We start from the raw sequence: 18,299 nt of genomic DNA on the forward strand, positions 1-18,299 counted from the left end.
AGCAAAGGGACTTATATGGTTAGCCCTAGTTATTCACCTGAGCACGGCGATTTCTCTGTTGGTGCGGCAATGTCACAACAAATAGTCAGCAAGTTACTTGCCAGCACCCTCGCGGCTGCAAAGTCTTTAAACGATCAAACAATGGTGAGTGATATCACTGCGGTACTTGCGAAGTTAGATACAGGTTTAAAAGTCGGTTCGTGGGGCCAGCTACAAGAGTGGCAACAAGATTGGGACGATAAACTTTCTCAGCATCGCCATGTTTCACATTTATTTGCCCTACACCCAGGTAATACTATTTCACCGTTATTTACACCTGCGCTTGCAAAAGCCGCTAAAACAACATTGTTAGCACGCGGTGATCAAGGAACGGGCTGGAGTAAAGCATGGAAAATTAATTTCTGGGCACGATTATTTGATGGCGATCATGCTCACCAATTACTGCAAGAACAGCTCAATGGATCAACATTAAAAAACTTGTGGGGTAATCATCCTCCATTTCAAATCGACGGTAATTTGGGGGCGACAGCTGGCATTACCGAAATGTTGCTACAAAGCCAAAATCAAGAAATACATGTTTTACCTGCACTACCAAGTGACTGGCCGATGGGCAGCATCACGGGATTAAAAGCACGCGGCAATATAACAGTGAGTTTTAAATGGGCTAACCACCAGCTTACTCATCTTGAACTGAGCTCAGCGTATTCACAAGCTGTGGTGATCAGAGCTGCTGCGCTTAACGGCAAGACTAAGGTGTTAACTCGTGATGGTAAAACAGTTAATGCGCGTTTCGAACAAGGGGTATTGCAATTCGAAGCACTAAAAGCGGAGTCATACCAGCTCAAACTATAGTGCCTAACAGGATTAATTTACATTATTTATTGTTTTTAGATATTAAAAAATCAATAGGTTACGGCAGTTGTTGCAAAAATAATAACATTTAAAATATCAGAAGGTAACGATGAAAAACTATATTGAACACACACACACTCGCTTACAAAAAAAGTTTAGCAGAACCTACATTTCACTCATAGTACTAGGCGCATTCGGAGGCGTTTTACCATGCATTGTTGCGGCTCAAGAATCGTTGCCGGAACCTGCAGCAAAAGAGTTAGCGAAAGATCCTGTTGATGATATTGAAATAATTTCTGTGACAGGACTGCGCTCATCGGTTATTGCATCGCAAGCCCGTAAATTAGATTCAGATAAAATTATGGATGGTATTACGGCTGATGACATGAGCGCGTTACCCGATAATAGTATTACAGAAACATTGCAGCGGGTGGTCGGCGTAACAATTGATCGTTATATGCAGCAAGATGATCCTGAGCATTTCTCTGTTGAGGGGAATGGTGTTGCGGTACGTGGTTTAACCCAAGTTAGTAGCCAACTTAATGGCCGTAGTACATTTAGCGCTACGGGTGGCAGAACCTTAAGTTTTGGCGATATTCCCCCCGAGTTGATGTCGGCTGTGATGATTTATAAAAGCCCAACGGCAGATCAAATAGAAGGGGGACTAGGCGGAACTATTGATTTAGAAACTCGTAAGCCTTTTCAACAAGATGGTCAAAAGTTTGCCTTTGATATTGCTGGCAATTATGGCGATTTAATAGAAGAAACAACGCCGTCTTATTCGGCGCTTTACAGTAATTCATGGGATACCGATTTAGGGCGTATTGGCTTTTTGGCCGATTATGCCTATTCGGAGCTTAAAACAAGAAATGATTCTATGTACTTACGGCCTTTTTTTACTCGTACTGACATTATTGGCAATGAAGGTCAAGAGGTCTATGTGCCACGCGGGGCTGACTGGCGCAGTATGAGTTTTGATCGTGAACGTGAAGGTCATTATTTAGCTTTGCAATGGGCGCCACGTGAAAACCATGAATTTACATTTACTTATTTTAATAGCCAGTACGATATGACGTGGGATGAAGATGCCATTTTTGTTGGTAATGATGCGTTAGCGATTCAAGTGGAACCTGGGGCCAGTTACGACTCACAAGGAGTGATTGAAAAAGGCCGATTGTACCAACCCGACATAGGGATTGCGATGGGATCTGACGTAAGAGTATCTACGCAAGATTCACGCACACAAGACTACTCTTTAGAATATAAATTTTATAACGATAGTGTTGAGTTTAAGGCTTCGGCGCAATACGTTAAGTCATCGTCTACTGGATTTGATTCAACCGTCGCAACCGAAATACTCGTGCCATACATTGATATTGACCTATCGGCAAGCCTGCCGCGCATTTCATCAGATGATGCTGCATTGACCGAGGTTGGTAATTACACTTGGAACTTCTCTCAAGATCAACTCTATAATCGTGAAGGCGATATGTTAGCTTTACAAGCTGATACTAAGTTTTATATTGAGCATGACATAGTGCGGGCGATTAAAGTCGGTGTGCGGTATACCGACTCTTCATCTGATAACGCTGATACAGGTTATAATTGGAGCCCACTCGCGCCCTCATGGTTAAACTTAGTGGACGGCGATCCGGTGCCCACATCAGCAGATGTTAACCTAAATACGTTTGATAACTTTTTTGGTGGTGAAACGGTCTCGCCTTCAAGTGTGTATGCGCCAGTGGTTAGTTATGCACTGGACTACCCAAATAGCTATGCAAAATTGAACGATAAATTTGTTTATGATGAAGCCAGTAGCTGGGCTTATTGGAGTCAACGTAGTTTAACGGATCCACAATATCAAAATAATCAATCAGAAAAGACCTACGCTGCTTATCTGATGGCGAACTTTTCATTTGAAGATTTGCCCTACCCCATTGATGGTAATCTCGGCGTGCGTTACGTCAGAACTGAAAATAGTGCCGCAGGTTATTTAACCTTCCCTCAGCCTGATTTTTTTGGAGCAAGTGCATATAGCCCTACGCAAGCGGAAAATAGCTATAGTCATTTTTTACCTAGCTTTAATATGAAAGTTGAACTTGCGGAAAGTGTGTTATTGCGTTTTGCTGCCGCACAAGCCATAGCGCGACCTGATTATTCACAAATGGCGGCAAACCAAGTGTTAAGTGCAGGTTATACAGAGGAGTTTCAAGAAGCGTTAACAATGGATCCCACTTTAACTGCGCAACCAGAAAACTATTTATTAACCTCAAATTCTGATCAAAATCCTTATCTAGAACCGATGAAATCAACCCAGTTTGATTTGTCTCTTGAGTGGTACTATAGCGATAGTAATACTGCTTATTTAGCGCTATTTACTAAAGACATAGACGGCTATCAAGCTAAGCAAGAAGTGACTGAATCGTACGGCGCACAGGGGTATGAGCAATATGATTATAAAGTTACTCGACCCGTAAACTCTGGCAGCGCCAAATTGTCGGGTGCGGAAATTAGTATTAATCACTTTTTTACTTCACTGCCAACGCCGTTTAATGGTTTTGGCGTATCGGCAAATTATACTTATATTGATAGCTCAACAGATACCGAGCTAGATACTCAACCTGTTGATACCGATGGCTCAAGTTATGGCAAAATGCCTTATTTTGGTATTTCAAAAAATGCTTACAACGTGGTTGCTATGTATGAGCTTGATGATTTTCATATTCGGCTGGCGTACAACTGGCGAAGTAAGTACCTCACCTCTATTGGGGCTAATGGCTTTAACGGCAGTAATGCTGGAATTGATTGGAAATTACCTGTCTACAATGAGGCTGCTGGGTTCTTAGATGCATCTATTGCTTATGATATCACGCAGAACATTTCTGTATCGCTTGAGGCGAACAACCTGACTAACGAAGTGAGTCGCAATATTATGCAACAAAATGCACCTGGCAGTCAGTATAGCGCATATCACTATAGCGACTCTCGTTACACTTTATCTATTCGCGGCCGCTTTTAACTGCACCTAGCAAAAAATAAAGCAATTATGTTTTGGTCTTAACAGGCCAAAAACATGTGGTTTGTATATTTTGGTAATGACTTTGGGGTTTATATGAATCGTTGTTTTTCGCCTACTGAGCATCCGCATCGGCGTTATAATCCGTTAATAAATGAATGGGTGCTAGTTTCTCCTCATCGCGCAAAGCGTCCTTGGCAAGGGCAGTATGAAACGACACAAGCAGATGAAGTAGCAAACTATGATGAGAACTGTTTTTTATGCCCAGGTAATCAGCGTATCAATGGTGAACTAAACGAAAATTACCAAGCTACGTTTGTTTTTCAAAATGACTTTGCAGCACTACAAGCCGACACCCCCGAATATGAGTCAGATGAGCCGCTTTTTAAACTCGTCTCTGAGCAGGGCGAGAGTCGGGTTATTTGTTTTTCGCCTGATCACAGCAAAAGCATACCGCAATTGAGTATTGCTGAAATAACAGCCATTGTAAAAACTTGGCAAAGCCAATGCAAAGAGCTTGGTCGTCACTATAAGTGGGTACAAGTATTTGAAAATAAAGGCGCTGTTATGGGCTGTTCAAATCCTCATCCACATGGGCAAATATGGGCGCAGCAGCATTTACCAACCTTGGTCAATAAGAAGCAACATGCGTTGTCTGATTATTATCAAACATATAAGCGCAATTTATTATGTGATTATGTTAAGCGCGAAATTGAGCTGAAAGAGCGGCTTGTGATCGAGCATGAAGAGTGGCTTGTTGTGGTGCCGTATTGGGCAAGCTGGCCTTTTGAAACCTTGTTACTGCCACGTTTTCCTGTAAGCCGAATGATCGATTTAACCCCAGCACAACAAAGTTCATTGGCTGTGATCCTTAAGGAAATCACAATTAAATACGATAATTTATTTAATTGCTCATTTGCTTACTCGATGGGCTGGCATGGCGCGCCTTATGACGGACAAGTACACAGCGAATGGTTACTTCATGCTAGTTTTTTCCCGCCTTTATTACGCTCTGCCAGTGTGCGAAAATTTATGGTCGGCTATGAAATGATGGCTGAACCACAGCGCGATTTAACACCAGAGCAGGCAGCCCAACAGCTTCGAGAAACGGCTAATACGCATTATAAGGAAGCCAGATGATGTCGTCTTATACTGCGCTTGAAGCATTTGAAAGTTTTTATTTGTCATCCCCTGAGCATGTTATTGATGCACCTGGGCGAGTTAATTTAATTGGTGAGCATACCGATTATAATGATGGTTTTGTGTTACCAGCGGCTATTAACTTTGCCACCAACATCGCCGCTAAAGCGCGTAGCGATCGCATAATAAATGTACTGTCAGTGGATTATCATTACCAACATAACTCTTTTAGTTTAGATGCAATTGCATTTAGCGAACAGCAAATGTGGGTTAATTATATTCGTGGCACAGTGGCAGAGCTGCTAAAAATTTACCCCGATATTCAAGGTGCTGATCTGGCGATTTCGGGTAATGTACCACAAGGGGCAGGCCTTAGTTCATCAGCAAGCTTTGAAATTGCGATACTGAAAACCTTGGTGGTGCTCAATCAATTACCACTTGATGGCGTGAAAGCGGCGTTAATTGCGCAACGAGCAGAAAACAATTTTGTGGGTTGTCGTTGTGGCATTATGGATCAACTTATCGCGTCGTTGGGTAAACAAGATCATGCAATGCTGCTTGATTGTCGCAGTTTAACCTTTGAATACGCAACAATCCCGAACGATATAGTCCTGCTTATTATTAATTCTAATCAGCAAAGAGGCTTAGTTGAAAGCGAATATAATACGCGACGAATACAATGTGAACTGAGTGCTAAACACTTTGCTAAACCAGCTTTACGAGATGTTAGCTTGGCTGAATTAGAGTGCGAAGCAGCAAATTTAGAGCCACTCATTTACAAACGTGCTAAGCATATTATTACCGAAAATGACCGCACAATACGTGCTTTTAACGCACTTAGAAGCAAGGATATGCGCGCCATGAGCCAGCTGATGAGAGAGTCTCATCTTTCTATGCAGTACGATTTTCAAATAACCACACCCGCAATTGATTATTTGGTTGATATTGTTGCCGACGTTTTAGGAGATAGCGGCGGTGTGCGAATGACTGGCGGAGGTTTTGGCGGGTGCGTTATCGCGTTAACTCCAGCTCATTTAATTGATCAAGTTAAAAGCACGGTCACCCAGCTGTATCAGGCTAAAACCGGTTTTAAAGCCGATATTTATGTATGTGATGCTATGGATGGTGCTTTTTTAAATAGATAGCGGTAGCTGAAAAATAATAATTAACAGTAATCAACAAGGTTTGCGAGTATGAAATTAGCATTACTAGATATGGTGATATTTACCACCTATGTGGTTGGACTATTAGGGTTAGCGCTGTGGATATCAAAAGAACAAAAAGGTGCCAGTAAGAATACCGAAGATTATTTTTTGGCGAGCAAAGCCTTGCCTTGGTGGGCCATTGGCGCGTCGTTAATTGCTGCTAATATTTCTGCGGAACAAATAATTGGTATGTCAGGATCTGGTTATGCCATTGGTTTAGCAATTGCGTCATATGAATGGATGGCGGCGATCACGCTGATCATCGTGGGTAAATATATGTTACCTATTTTCTTAAAAAATAAAATATTTACCATGCCGCAGTACTTAGAGCAACGCTTTGATAATAGAGTAAAAACCACCTTAGCACTGTTTTGGCTCGCGGTTTATGTTTTTGTAAATTTGACCGCCGTGCTGTGGCTTGGTGGCTTAGCAATAGAGACTGTTGCGGGTGTAGATTGGTTGTACGGAATGATTTTTTTAGCTATTTTTTCAGTTGCATACTCACTATACGGAGGCTTGAAAGCCGTTGCATACACAGACATTTTACAAGTGGTTTTATTGGTGTTTGGTGGTCTGTTTTTAAGTTATTTGGCGTTAGATACCGTGGCCGATGGCCAAGGCATTGTTGCTGGGTTTAATATTTTAACCGCGCAATTACCTGCGCATTTTACGATGATCTTAAGCCCTGAAAATAAGCACTATGCAAGTTTACCTGGGTTGTCTGTGTTACTGGGGGGGTTATGGATCATGAACTTCAGTTATTGGGGGTTTAACCAATACATAATACAAAGAGCGTTAGCTGCTAAAGATATCAATGAAGCACAAAAAGGCATTGTTTTTGCGGCTTTCTTAAAGTTATTAATGCCCGTCATTGTGGTGTTGCCTGGGATTGCTGCGGTGGTTATTTTTCCGCAGTTAAGTGCTGCCGACCAAGCTTACCCAGCGATGATGTCGCTGATGCCGGTAGGGCTTAAAGGGCTTATTTTCGCAGCATTAGTTGCGGCTATAGTGTCGTCGCTTGCATCAATGACAAACAGTATTTCAACCATTTTCACAATGGACATTTATAGTCAACTAAGGCCTGGTAAAACTCAGCGTCATTACGTATTTGTCGGTCGTTTAGTTGTGCTTTTATCATTACTCATAGCTCTAATTGTAGCCCAGCCTTTACTAGGGCAATTTGAGCAAGCATTTCAATACATTCAAGAGTTTACAGGCTTTTTTACACCAGGAATTGTGGTGATTTTTGTACTGGGAATGTTTTGGTCTAAAGCGAGTTCTTTAGGAGCATTGGCGGCGGCGATTGGCTCGGCTGTGTGCTCTATTTTATTAAAAATTTATTGGCCCGCATTGCCCTTTATGGATCGGGTTGGCGTGGTCTTTTTATTATGTTTATTGTTGTGTGTGATTGTTTCTTTAACCAAACCAGATCAAGGCCTGCGGGTTAAGTTAGCCGGTATTAATTTTGTTACTAGCAGCAGTTTTAATATTGCGGCATGGGTTATTCTCCTTATCTTAACTGCCCTGTATGTTGTTTGGTGGTAGTGAGGTTACTAGAATTAAATTTGTGCAGGCTATTTTATCGTCATTGTAATGGGTATAGATTAGATAATGCATACCAGTTTAAGACGCATTGAGGCCGATTTTTAAACTTAGCTGTGAACTTAAATCGATGCTAAAATAGCTGCCAGACAAAAAATGTAAAAATGATGATTAACTGGATATTGCAGCCGATAAATAACAGCAAACGCGGTATTTTATTGTCGGCGCAGCACTGTCATGTTAATGGGACCTCTAGGAAAATAGTAGAATGGCTTTATTGATCAATAGCAAATGTATTAATTGTGACATGTGCGACCCCGAGTGCCCCAATGAAGCTATTTACATGGGCGCTAAAATTTATCAAATAGATCCCGCAAAATGCACCGAATGTGTCGGCCATTACGACAAACCGACTTGCGTGAGTGTATGCCCCATTGATTGTATAAAGCCCGATCCGAACTATCGTGAAAGTATAGATCAACTGGCCGAGAAGTATGTAAGGTTAACGGGGTAGTTTAGTATTTATTTGTTATTTAACGAGCGTAATTTTAAAACGAGAGACACTGTCTCTCGTTTTTAGTTTTTATGAAAAGCAATAGTGTAATCTCATAAGTGTTTAATTAAAGCAAGTCTATTGTTAGTACCAATTTATTATTTTTTACTCTAAAAAGCATGCTCAGTGCGGTATGATAACTCTTTAATTTATAAATGATATTCCCTGAAATAAGGATTATTGCGATGTTTGATTTAAATGATATAAAGCAACGCGCGGCCAGCAAAACCTTCGATCTGGGTTGTGAATTGTATGCGTCAAATAGTGTGAGCAAATTACTGATTATTGATAATCAAGCAATGGCAAGCGTGATGGGGCAGTATAAATACAAAGTCAGTTTAGAAAAGAGTGCCAGCGGGCAGTGTTTAGCAAGCTGCACCTGCCCTGCTGCCGATTATCAAGAGATATGCAAACACGCCGTTGCCGTTGCACTCAAAGTAAATAGTTTATCCGCAGCTGAATTCGCCGACGTAAACGCTAATGACACAACGCAAGACAATGAGCGCAGTGAATTAATCGCGTGGTTTTTAGATAAACCCAGCGATGAACTTACTAATATAATCATGGGCTTTTTAGATGGTTCAGAGCATGAATACGACAAGTGGGCACTGATGATGTCAAACGACAAACAGGCACTGGACGCCAGCGAGCTAAGTAAACTTATCACCAAAGCGTTGCCTAAAACGCCAGTGTGGGGCTGGAATGAGGTGAGTAGCTATTTTGCTGGTGCAGACTCATTGTTTGAATTGATATTGCCTGCAATAGCAAAACTGTCCGTTGAACAGCAATGGAAATTAACCCTTAAAGCCTTGGTGCGTTTAAATGATGTACTTGAAGAAATAGATGATTCTGGCGGCTTTCGCTTTGAAATCGAAGGGCAACTTAACCAAAACCTAAGCGAACTTTTTAATCAACTGCCTTGGTCTGATGAACAAAAAGCGCAGTGGATTTTTGAGCATTTTGCAGACTATAAATACGATGTGTTTCCTCGTGTGCCAGAAGATTTTGAGATAACGCCAAGTGTCAATGCCTTGTTTTTATCACACTGTGCAGCAGCAATAGAAAAACGCCTGCAAGCGGGTGTTGATTTTGATGACTGGAGACAAAAAAGCGCACTTACCCGCCTTACGTCGGTATTAATAAAACACGCGCAAGCGCAGGATGATTGGCAACAGCAACTGCGTTTAATTAAAATAACCGCCCATGATTCAGCTGATTACTTAAAAATAACGGCGCTTTGCAAAGCGCGTAATGACCTGTTAGATGCCGAATACTATTTAAAGCAAGCCTATCAACGCGCGCGCAAACCGCACGAACTGCTTGCATGTAAACGTGATGAAATTGATATTCGCCTTGAGTTATCAGAATTTAAAGCGGCATGGGCCATAGCGTGGCAGATATTTGCAGATAACCCGAGTTTTAATGGCTTTAAAGATTTACAAGCGTTACAACAAAAAACCGGCGTCATTGATGCGCAGTTTACGCAAACTGTAGAGCAATTATTGCTATCTCTTTCAAACCAAGGCACTCAGCTAAATAAAGGGGTTCATCGCTTTACTAATTATCCGAGAGAATTACTGGATTTTTATATTGATCAGCATGACATCGAAAAAGCGCGTTCATGGGCCGCAAAACATAAGGTTAAGTCGAGCCAATTGATAAAGTTGGCTGATCTAATTATGGCGCAGCACCCACAAGAGTCGATAGACTTGTATCATAAGTCACTGAGCGACATAATTGAAAAAACCAATAACGACGCCTACCGTGAAGCAACTAATCTATTAATTAAAATAGAAAAAAGCTTAAAAGATAAGAGCGCTGACTGCACGCCACTGTATAACATGATTGCCGCTCTCATTAAGGATTTTAAACAAAAACGTAATATGATGAAGCTGTTGCGTGAATATTTTCCGAGATTGTTTTTAAGCAAAAAATAAATAAGCCAGTGGACGATATTAAGTAGATTCAATTATTGCACAACTTAAAAAGAATAGAGGGTAAATTTGGTAGACGGTGTCTGCCAAATTGAGCTGGTTAAATCTTGCCTTTCTCTTTTAGCCATGTACCTCTAACTGTATTGATAACTTACATGAGCTCAATGCATTTAGACTTTAAGAATTCTAAAAATACTTTTACCTTTTCTAGCGGGTATTTTCTGCCTGCGTAAAATGCGTATAACACCAGATCTTCTGGTTCATGGTCGAGTTTAATATTGATCAATGAGCCGTTGTTTATATCTTCTTGGCATGCGTGAATGGGCAAAATAGCATAGCCCAGTCCTTTTAGTGCAGCGGCTTTGGCCATGTTGCCACTGTTTACTTTAAAACTAGATTTTACTTGCACTGCTTGTTGCTGTTTAAAACGCCAAGGCATGCCTTGCAGTATAGTAATACACGGGACTTTACTTAACTCATCTAGTGAGCGAGGCGGTGGTGTATTGTTGACTGTTTGCCATATTGGCACCAGGGTAATGTACTGATTATGGGGGATGCGGCTCACGCTCCTTTACCAACTTCGGGGCAGGGGGCATGTCAGGCGCTGGAAGATGCTTGGCATCTTGTGCGGGTGTTAGAAAAGTATGATGATTTAGAGCTCGCATTAACGGCTTTTTATCAACAGCGTATAGATAAAACCTCAGCCTCTCAACGTGTTGGTCGCCAAGTTGCGCAGAAAATTTTCACTACAGCAGCTGACACTAATGAGACACCAGCGTTAGGTATCTCTGCCCAGCAGTTAGTAACGTTATGGATGCAAGGCTTGAGTAATTAACCTCTCGAGCTGTGTACTTTGGTGCGAGCAAGGCTATTGATGAGGTGGTTATTTGTTCGCTTATTCAGTTACTTGCAAGTTATGGTTAACAATCCATTAAGTCTGGCTGTGTACAATTGCCGCCTTTACAATTGTTAACCAGTAATGGACTCGCACATTCAATGGCAACTTCAACGTGTTACTCACCTTTAGCAGCATCGCTGCGTTTTTCTGTTCTTAGTTTATCGGTTTTTAGTGCTATGAATGTGGCTGCTGCCGAGCAGTTAACAAACACGCCAACTGAAAAAGATATGGAAGTGATTGAGGTGCGAGGTATTCGCTCTAGCATGGCTGAGAACTTAGCGGTGAAGCGTTTATCGAGTTCTGTTGTGGATGCTATTACCGCAGAAGATATTGGTAAATTCCCTGATAAAAACGTGGCTGATTCATTAGCACGAGTGCCGGGTGTAGTGATTGACCGCGAAGGCGGTGAAGGCTCAACGGTGAGCATTCGTGGTTTATCGTCTGATCTAACTTACACCCAGTTAAATGGTAATTTTATTGCCTCATCACCGGGGGAGCCATCGCGTTCATTCGATTATGCTTTGTTGCCATCGGCGATGATCGCAAGTGTTGAAGTATTCAAATCACCTGAAGCGCGCCTTGATGAAGGAGGCGTGGGCGGTACGGTATTAATGCATAGCCGCAAACCGCTGAATATGGAGGCTAATTCGGGGGTTTTTAATGTTGAAACTACCTATGCTGATGTAACTGAAGATTATGAGCCACAGTTTACTGGTTTATATTCATGGAAAAACGATAGCGATAGCTTTGGTTTTTTACTTGGCTATACCCGTCAACAGCGCACCAACCGTACCCTCTCTGGTGGCACAGATGCCAATGTATGGCGCTATAATGGCGCGCAGCCCAGTGATGTAAATGGCAACGCGGTTGATAACAGTAATGACTGGGGCGTTGTGACTGATGCCAACGGGCAAGGTTATGAGAATATATGGTTTCCGCAAGTGGTGCGCAGCTCTGTTGTGAATGAAAAGCGTGAACGTGAAGGCGTGCAGTTTACAACCCAGTGGCGACCAACTAATCGCATTGAACTGGGTTTTAATTACTTTGGCTTTAGTTTACAGCAACAACGCACTCACTCTGTGGTTGATATGCCGGAATGGGCGCTAAATCCGGACTTTTTAACAGGTGTTACACTGGATGAAAGCGGCACAATTGTCACAGCAATGGATTATAGTGCAATCGCCAGTGGTATTGAAAAAGATATGCAATTGCCGTGGCTACGTGGCAGTTATGTCGATGAAGAATCAACCTCAGATACTTTTGATTTTAACTTAAGCTACGAAGGCGATAATTTTACAGCGCGTTTTGTGGCGGGTAAAACTAAAGCTAAAGGTGGGCCAAAAGAAAGTTGGCAAGCAGCGTATAAAAGTTCAAACGCGGGTGAGGGACAAAGTCATATTGAGAATGCATCGCAAAGTGCCGCTTGGTCAATAACAGATGACCGTATTTCGATGCAGATTGACCCTAACACACTGAATAATTTACTCGCAGGTGTTGGCGGTGGTCGTGATGCAGGCTCATCAAATTCAAGTTTTGTACGCAGCACGCTGGAAGAAAACTACTACCAAGCCGACGTTGATTTTTATGTTGATTGGGGTATGTTTACCACCATTCGCACTGGTGCAAAATACCGCGATGCATCACTGCACCGTGAAACTGGCAACAACTTTTTCCTTGATCCGAGTTTTGATATTGCCGCAGGCGAGGCCAGCGCAGGCGGTATCACTCAATTTGATAGCTATCAATGGAATAATGGTATGCCAGCAGCGCAAGATGTGTTTAACAGCGCGGGCGAGGGCAATATTGCTGGTGGTTTTAATATCAACCTCATGCCGACCATTAATTGGCATAAATATCGCGATTATATTTACAGCAACTATGTGCCGTATACCCGCATTGAAGATAACTTTGTCTATGATATTGCCGAGCAAATTAGCGCGTTTTATTTGCAAGGGGATTTTGAATACAGTGATGTACGCGGTAATTTAGGCGTACGGGTAGTGCAAACTAAAACCACCAGCGCCTCAACTGATTTGTATACCTTTTTGCTCGATGAAACCGATGACGAAACGGGCGAGCCGGTCACCGGCGATGATCGCTTGGTTGAGCAATACCAATTGATCACACAACAAACAACAGACACTCACGTATTACCAAGTTTAAATATTGCGTGGGATGCCAGCGACGATGTGGTGATACGTGGTGCGCTTGCTAAAGTGATGTCGCGCCCCGATTACGGTGATTTAGGCAGCCAACAACGTATTACTTTCGTATCTGATGAATGGGCTGCTGATCGTGCTGCGTTTAACGAGCAACCAGGGTTTAGCGGCAGTGGCGGTAATAAAAACTTAACAGCGTTTGAGTCTGTACAAGCCGATTTATCTGTTGAGTATTACTATGCGCCAGGCTCTGCATTAGGTGTAGCGTTATTTCATAAAAAGGTAGATAACTTTGTGGTGCCATTGGTGATTGATTCACAGCGTGAATTTGCAGGCCAAGCGGGTATTGTTGATGCTGGTACTATTACTATTTCGCCTTACAGCACGGTAGGTAATGGTAGCGATGCCGTATCTAAAGGGGTGGAAGTGTTTATTCAACACGCCTTTGATAGCGGCTTTGGTATTTATGCTAACTACACGTATAACAACACCAATCAGGCTGATGTGACAGTTGCCGGTGAAAAGTTTGCTGAATCGCCATTAATAGGCAGTGCCGATTACCAATATAACACCTCGGTTTATTATGAAGGGGATAGCTTTAATATTCGCGCGTCATACAATAAACGAGGCGAAACAGTGCTCGGTATTAATAGCGGCTTAAATGTATATCAAGACCCATACCAGCAAGTAGACGTAAATGCCGCGTATAGCGTTACCGATAGCTTTAGCTTTACCGCAGCGGTAATTAATTTAACGCAATCAGAATCCGTTACACGCTTAGGTAAAGATACCGGCGCTCGTTTGTTGAATACCAGTTACTCAGGCCGCCGTTATTACGCCGGATTTAATTACAGCTTTTAAGTTAACCTGAACGCTGGTGATAGATTTATTATCCAGCGTTCAGATTAGTTAAGTGAAGACTTTAACGATGTATCGTGATATTGGCTTTTGCGCACACTGCTACGCAGTTTTTCTTGTTCTAAAACGTGACTAGCGTCGATGTCATTTAACGGTAGCGTATCTTCGCGGCTTAAGTTGCCATCGGCCACCAGCGATAAGTAACGAGAACAACACACTCGCAAAAACGAGGTGAAATTACCAATATCATGATCAGCATCAAGAGACTCAAGGTACAGTTTAGTGATCATTTGATTGACGGTCATTTGATCGCGAAAAGCCACTTCTTCTAAAATATCCCAAAAAAACTCTTCTAAACGAATCGATGTAACTACACCATCAATACGCAGTGATTTGGTTCGACAAGTCCATAACCGGCTGTCGGCATTAATGAAAAGTTGGCACATAATTTACCTCTTAATGCCGCGCAGCGGTGATTATAGTAAGGCTACAAACTGTTTTAACATGGCTGGGTGCGCAGGCCATGCTGGTGCTGTTACCAATTTTCCATCGGTAATGGCGCCATCCATTGGTAACTCAACGTACTCGGCACCCGCCATTTTTACTTCAGGTTGGCAAGCAGGGTAAGCAGATACTTTTTTACCTGTGATCACACCTGCCGCGGTTAGCAGTTGCGGGCCGTGGCAAATAGAGGCAATTGGTTTATCAGCTGTGGCAAAGTGTTGAATTATTTCGATTACTTTCGCGTTCAAACGTAAATATTCCGGGGCACGACCACCGGGTAAATACAGCGCATCGTAATCAGCGGCATTAATATTGGCAAATGTCGCGTTGAGCGCAAAGTTATGACCGCGTTTTTCAGTATAGGTTTGATCGCCTTCAAAATCATGAATTGAGGTGGCGATTGTATCACCCGCTTTTTTATCAGGGCATACAGCATCAACCTGATGACCCATTGCCAATAATGCTTGAAAAGGCACCATGTTTTCATAGTCTTCCACAAAGTCACCGGTGATCATAAGTACTTTAGCCATGTTTTGCTCCAGATCTTAATTGTGCGTAAACGTATCAGAGTGGAAATTAAGTACACACTAATACCGTGAGTGTTTAGTAAAGCACATATAAATCAGCAGCGGGTAATATTCTAATACTACAATAGCGGGAGCTGCTGTGTTCCATTCCTTATTGTTTTTAATGACTTGAATAACCAGAAAGCTGATATATAACTTATCTCCAGTGGCTTTGTTGATCTAAATAATACCTGCTGGAGCATGGTTAAAATATATGTTTTACATAACATAGTTAAAAACCCCAACCGATTCGAAGTCGAGTGCTATTTACTCGCTGCAATTGATTTTAATGAGAAATTAGCTTATTATCGCAGCAACTATTACTGATAAGGCTCGTTATTTTGCGCATTACGCCGCCCTAGGTTTTCCCCCCTCTAAATTGCCATAATTTAAATGGCTATCAATTGCTGTTTTCAGCAGGTGCTTGTTTGCGCCATCAAAAAATATTTAAGCACCCTGTTCAACGCGTTAACTGTCGATACGCTAATGTATTGCTATGTTGAAATTGTGGTTTATCGAATTTTTATCAATTTAAATTGTGTTTTTACTTTTGGCTAAATGATTTACGTATCAAAGCAGCGCATTGCTTTGCGTGTGAGCGTGTTAAGTTAAAAGAATTTTGCATGATGAAATTGATAACACATAAAACAAGGTTTTCTATGTTCGAAAAATTTAAACTCGAATGGTTCGCTAACATTCGTGGCGACTTACTTGCGGGTATTGTGGTCGCATTAGCTTTGATCCCTGAGGCTATCGCGTTTTCTATTATTGCCGGTGTTGACCCTAAAGTCGGCCTCTATGCTTCATTTTGTATTGCGGTTGTGATTGCCTTTGTTGGTGGCAGACCCGGTATGATCTCTGCGGCCACCGGCGCGATGGCACTGTTAATGGTGACGCTAGTAAAAGAGCATGGCCTAGAATACTTACTTGCCGCAACTTTACTCACCGGTGTATTACAAATTATTGCCGGTTATTTAAAGCTTGGCAGCTTAATGCGCTTTGTCTCGCGCTCGGTGGTTACTGGCTTCGTTAACGCTTTAGCAATACTGATATTTATGGCGCAGTTGCCAGAGCTTACCAATGTTACTTGGCATGTCTATGCGATGACCGCCGCTGGTTTAGGTATTATTTACTTATTCCCTTACTTACCAGTTATAGGTAAAAGCATTCCCTCGCCGTTAGTGTGTATTGTGGTACTGACTGCCGTTGCCATGACTATGGGGCTTGATATTCGTACCGTGGGTGACATGGGCGAGCTCCCCGATACCTTGCCTATCTTTTTATGGCCTGATGTGCCGCTAAACCTAGACACCTTGTTAATTATTTTACCTTATTCAATAGGCCTTGCTATTGTCGGCTTATTAGAGTCAATGATGACGGCCACTATCGTTGATGACCTAACTGACACCTCAAGCGATAAAAACCGTGAGTGTAAAGGCCAAGGTGTTGCCAATATTGGCGCGGGTTTATTAGGTGGTATGGCCGGTTGTGCGATGATTGGTCAGTCAATTATTAATGTTAAATCGGGTGGCCGTGGCCGCTTATCTACTTTTGTAGCCGGTACTTTCTTGTTAATTATGGTGGTATTTTTAGATGAGTGGTTAAAGCTCATTCCAATGGCGGCATTGGTTGCAGTAATGATCATGGTGTCAATTGGTACCTTTTCTTGGAGCTCTATTCGCGATCTTAAAAAACACCCATTCTCAACCAATATAGTTATGCTTGCTACTGTGGTCGTAGTCGTTGCAACTCATAACTTAGCAATGGGTGTGTTTGTTGGTGTATTACTGTCTGCGGTGTTCTTTGCTAATAAAATTAGCCGCTTTATGGTGGTACAGTCTGAGGGTTCTAATGGCGACAAAGTGTATACAGTGACTGGCCAAGTATTCTTTGCCACAGCGGATAAATTTGTTGATTCGTTTGACTTTAAAGACGCAGCCGACAATGTCACGATCGATTTGAGCCATGCGCATTTTTGGGATATCAGTGGTGTAGGCGCACTTGATAAAGTGGTGATTAAATTACGCCGAGAAGGTGCCGAAGTCACTATTAAGGGCATGAACGTAGCAACCCAAACCGTAGTTGATAAGTTTGCAATTCATGATGACCCCGCTGCCGTAGAAAAAATGATGGCAGGCCATTAAGGAGAACACAATGAAAAAAATAATATCGTGCGTTGACGGCTCAGCTTTGGCACCCTCTGTGTGTCAAGCGGGAGCGTGGTTATCTGAGCGTTTATCGCTGCCTTTAGTGCTACTGCATAGTATTGAAAAAGAGCACACCGGCCAAGTTAATTTAGCCGGTAGTATTGGCCTTGGGGCAAATGAAAGCTTACTGCAAGAATTAGCCGATCACGATGCGAAAAAAAGCAAACTGCTAAAAGCACACAGCAAAGCCTTACTAGAAGAGCTACAGCAGTCACTGCCTGAGCTAAATAGCCCAGTTGCAACACTTGAGCGCTTTGGTGATGTAAACCACACCCTTAGCGATATTAAAGAGTCAATTCGTTGCTATGTGATGGGCCGCAGTGGTGAAAGCCACGGTAATGAAACTCACTTTGTGGGTTCGCATATTGAAAGCGCATTACGTTTGGTTGACCGCTCTATGCTACTGACCGTTGGCGAGTTTAAAAAACCGCAATCGTTCTTACTTGCCTACGATGGCAGAGAGCAAGCTAACTTGGCCATTGAGCGGTTACTCGAAACCAAGCTACTGGCTGATTGCGATTGCCATTTAGTGATGGTGGGTAACACCAGCCATGCCACTAAAGACGCGTTTGATAAAGAGCTAAGCCGTTTAGAGTCAGAGTTTGCATCAATTACTCCGCACTTTGTTGATGGTGGTAATATTGCCGATTCATTATTAGCTAAGCAGCAACAGCTCAATGTTGACTTAACTGTGATGGGGGCGTTTTCGCACTCTAAAGTGAGGCAGTTCTTTGTGGGTAGTAATACGCTAAAATTAATTGCTAACAGCCACACTTCATTATTAGTGATTAAGTAAACTTTCAGTTTTAATGAGCCTAGCCACTACAAGACTGGGCTCATTTTTCATCCTGTTGTACGATTCAGT

14 protein-coding genes are annotated in these 18,299 nt (G+C 42.3%); 11 read left to right on the forward strand and 3 right to left on the reverse strand.

The annotated features are described in order from the left end of the window. The 7 genes from ENH88_RS07760 to ENH88_RS07790 all read left to right on the forward strand — a co-directional run. Positions 1-852, forward strand: an 852-nt coding sequence (locus ENH88_RS07760; protein ID WP_349768649.1) for a glycosyl hydrolase family 95 catalytic domain-containing protein, incomplete at its 5' end; no start/stop codon positions are given. Positions 853-961: 109 nt separating this feature from the next. After that, positions 962-3,871 (forward strand): TonB-dependent receptor, encoded by a 2,910-nt coding sequence (locus ENH88_RS07765; RefSeq protein ID WP_304181389.1) that lies wholly within the window; start codon positions 962-964, stop codon positions 3,869-3,871. 93 nt (positions 3,872-3,964) lie between these two features. Then, entirely contained in the window at positions 3,965-5,008 is a 1,044-nt protein-coding gene (locus tag ENH88_RS07770; RefSeq protein WP_304181487.1) for a UDP-glucose--hexose-1-phosphate uridylyltransferase, read from the forward strand. Continuing rightward, complete coding sequence (gene galK, locus ENH88_RS07775) at positions 5,008-6,153, forward strand: galactokinase (RefSeq protein ID WP_304181489.1); 1,146 nt, start codon at positions 5,008-5,010, stop codon at positions 6,151-6,153. Before ENH88_RS07770 ends, galK begins: the two co-directional genes overlap by 1 nt. Before the next feature lie 48 nt (positions 6,154-6,201). Then, the gene (locus ENH88_RS07780) at positions 6,202-7,758 is read left to right on the forward strand and encodes a sodium/sugar symporter (protein ID WP_304181390.1); all 1,557 of its coding nucleotides are present in this window, start codon (positions 6,202-6,204) and stop codon (positions 7,756-7,758) included. 265 nt (positions 7,759-8,023) lie between these two features. Then, entirely contained in the window at positions 8,024-8,269 is a 246-nt protein-coding gene (locus tag ENH88_RS07785) for a YfhL family 4Fe-4S dicluster ferredoxin (protein WP_304181392.1), read from the forward strand. A 224-nt stretch (positions 8,270-8,493) separates the two neighbouring features. Beyond that, positions 8,494-10,245, forward strand: coding sequence for an SWIM zinc finger family protein (locus tag ENH88_RS07790; RefSeq protein ID WP_304181394.1), 1,752 nt, complete (start codon positions 8,494-8,496; stop codon positions 10,243-10,245). 148 nt (positions 10,246-10,393) lie between these two features. Here the strand turns inward: ENH88_RS07790 and ENH88_RS07795 are convergent, their stop codons facing one another. Continuing rightward, the gene (locus ENH88_RS07795) at positions 10,394-10,807 is read right to left on the reverse strand and encodes a LysR substrate-binding domain-containing protein (protein WP_304181395.1); all 414 of its coding nucleotides are present in this window, start codon (positions 10,805-10,807) and stop codon (positions 10,394-10,396) included. On the opposite strand from ENH88_RS07795, the gene ENH88_RS07800 reads away from it, so the two are divergent. Both ENH88_RS07800 and ENH88_RS07805 read left to right on the forward strand, forming a co-directional pair. Further along, positions 10,790-11,077 (forward strand): hypothetical protein, encoded by a 288-nt coding sequence (locus tag ENH88_RS07800; RefSeq protein ID WP_304181397.1) that lies wholly within the window; start codon positions 10,790-10,792, stop codon positions 11,075-11,077. The two genes, ENH88_RS07795 and ENH88_RS07800, sit on opposite strands and share 18 nt — an antisense overlap. A gap of 161 nt (positions 11,078-11,238) precedes the next feature. Continuing rightward, entirely contained in the window at positions 11,239-14,160 is a 2,922-nt protein-coding gene (locus tag ENH88_RS07805; RefSeq protein ID WP_304181399.1) for a TonB-dependent receptor, read from the forward strand. A 44-nt stretch (positions 14,161-14,204) separates the two neighbouring features. Here ENH88_RS07805 and ENH88_RS07810 read toward each other — a convergent pair whose 3' ends face one another. Together ENH88_RS07810 and ENH88_RS07815 are read right to left on the reverse strand one after the other, a co-directional pair. Beyond that, positions 14,205-14,603, reverse strand: coding sequence for a ribbon-helix-helix domain-containing protein (locus tag ENH88_RS07810; RefSeq protein WP_304181402.1), 399 nt, complete (start codon positions 14,601-14,603; stop codon positions 14,205-14,207). Positions 14,604-14,633: 30 nt separating this feature from the next. Further along, positions 14,634-15,191: a DJ-1/PfpI family protein gene (locus ENH88_RS07815; protein ID WP_304181404.1), complete on the reverse strand. Its 558-nt coding sequence runs from the start codon at positions 15,189-15,191 to the stop codon at positions 14,634-14,636. Between the two features lie 695 nt (positions 15,192-15,886). On the opposite strand from ENH88_RS07815, the gene ENH88_RS07820 reads away from it, so the two are divergent. Further along, positions 15,887-17,371, forward strand: a complete 1,485-nt coding sequence (locus ENH88_RS07820) for a SulP family inorganic anion transporter (RefSeq protein ID WP_304181406.1) — start codon at positions 15,887-15,889, stop codon at positions 17,369-17,371. Between the two features lie 10 nt (positions 17,372-17,381). After that, positions 17,382-18,230, forward strand: coding sequence for a universal stress protein (locus ENH88_RS07825; RefSeq protein ID WP_304181408.1), 849 nt, complete (start codon positions 17,382-17,384; stop codon positions 18,228-18,230). Positions 18,231-18,299 lie beyond the last annotated feature (69 nt).

Source organism: Pseudoalteromonas prydzensis, assembly GCF_011050055.1.
GTDB lineage: Bacteria > Pseudomonadota > Gammaproteobacteria > Enterobacterales > Alteromonadaceae > Pseudoalteromonas > Pseudoalteromonas prydzensis_A.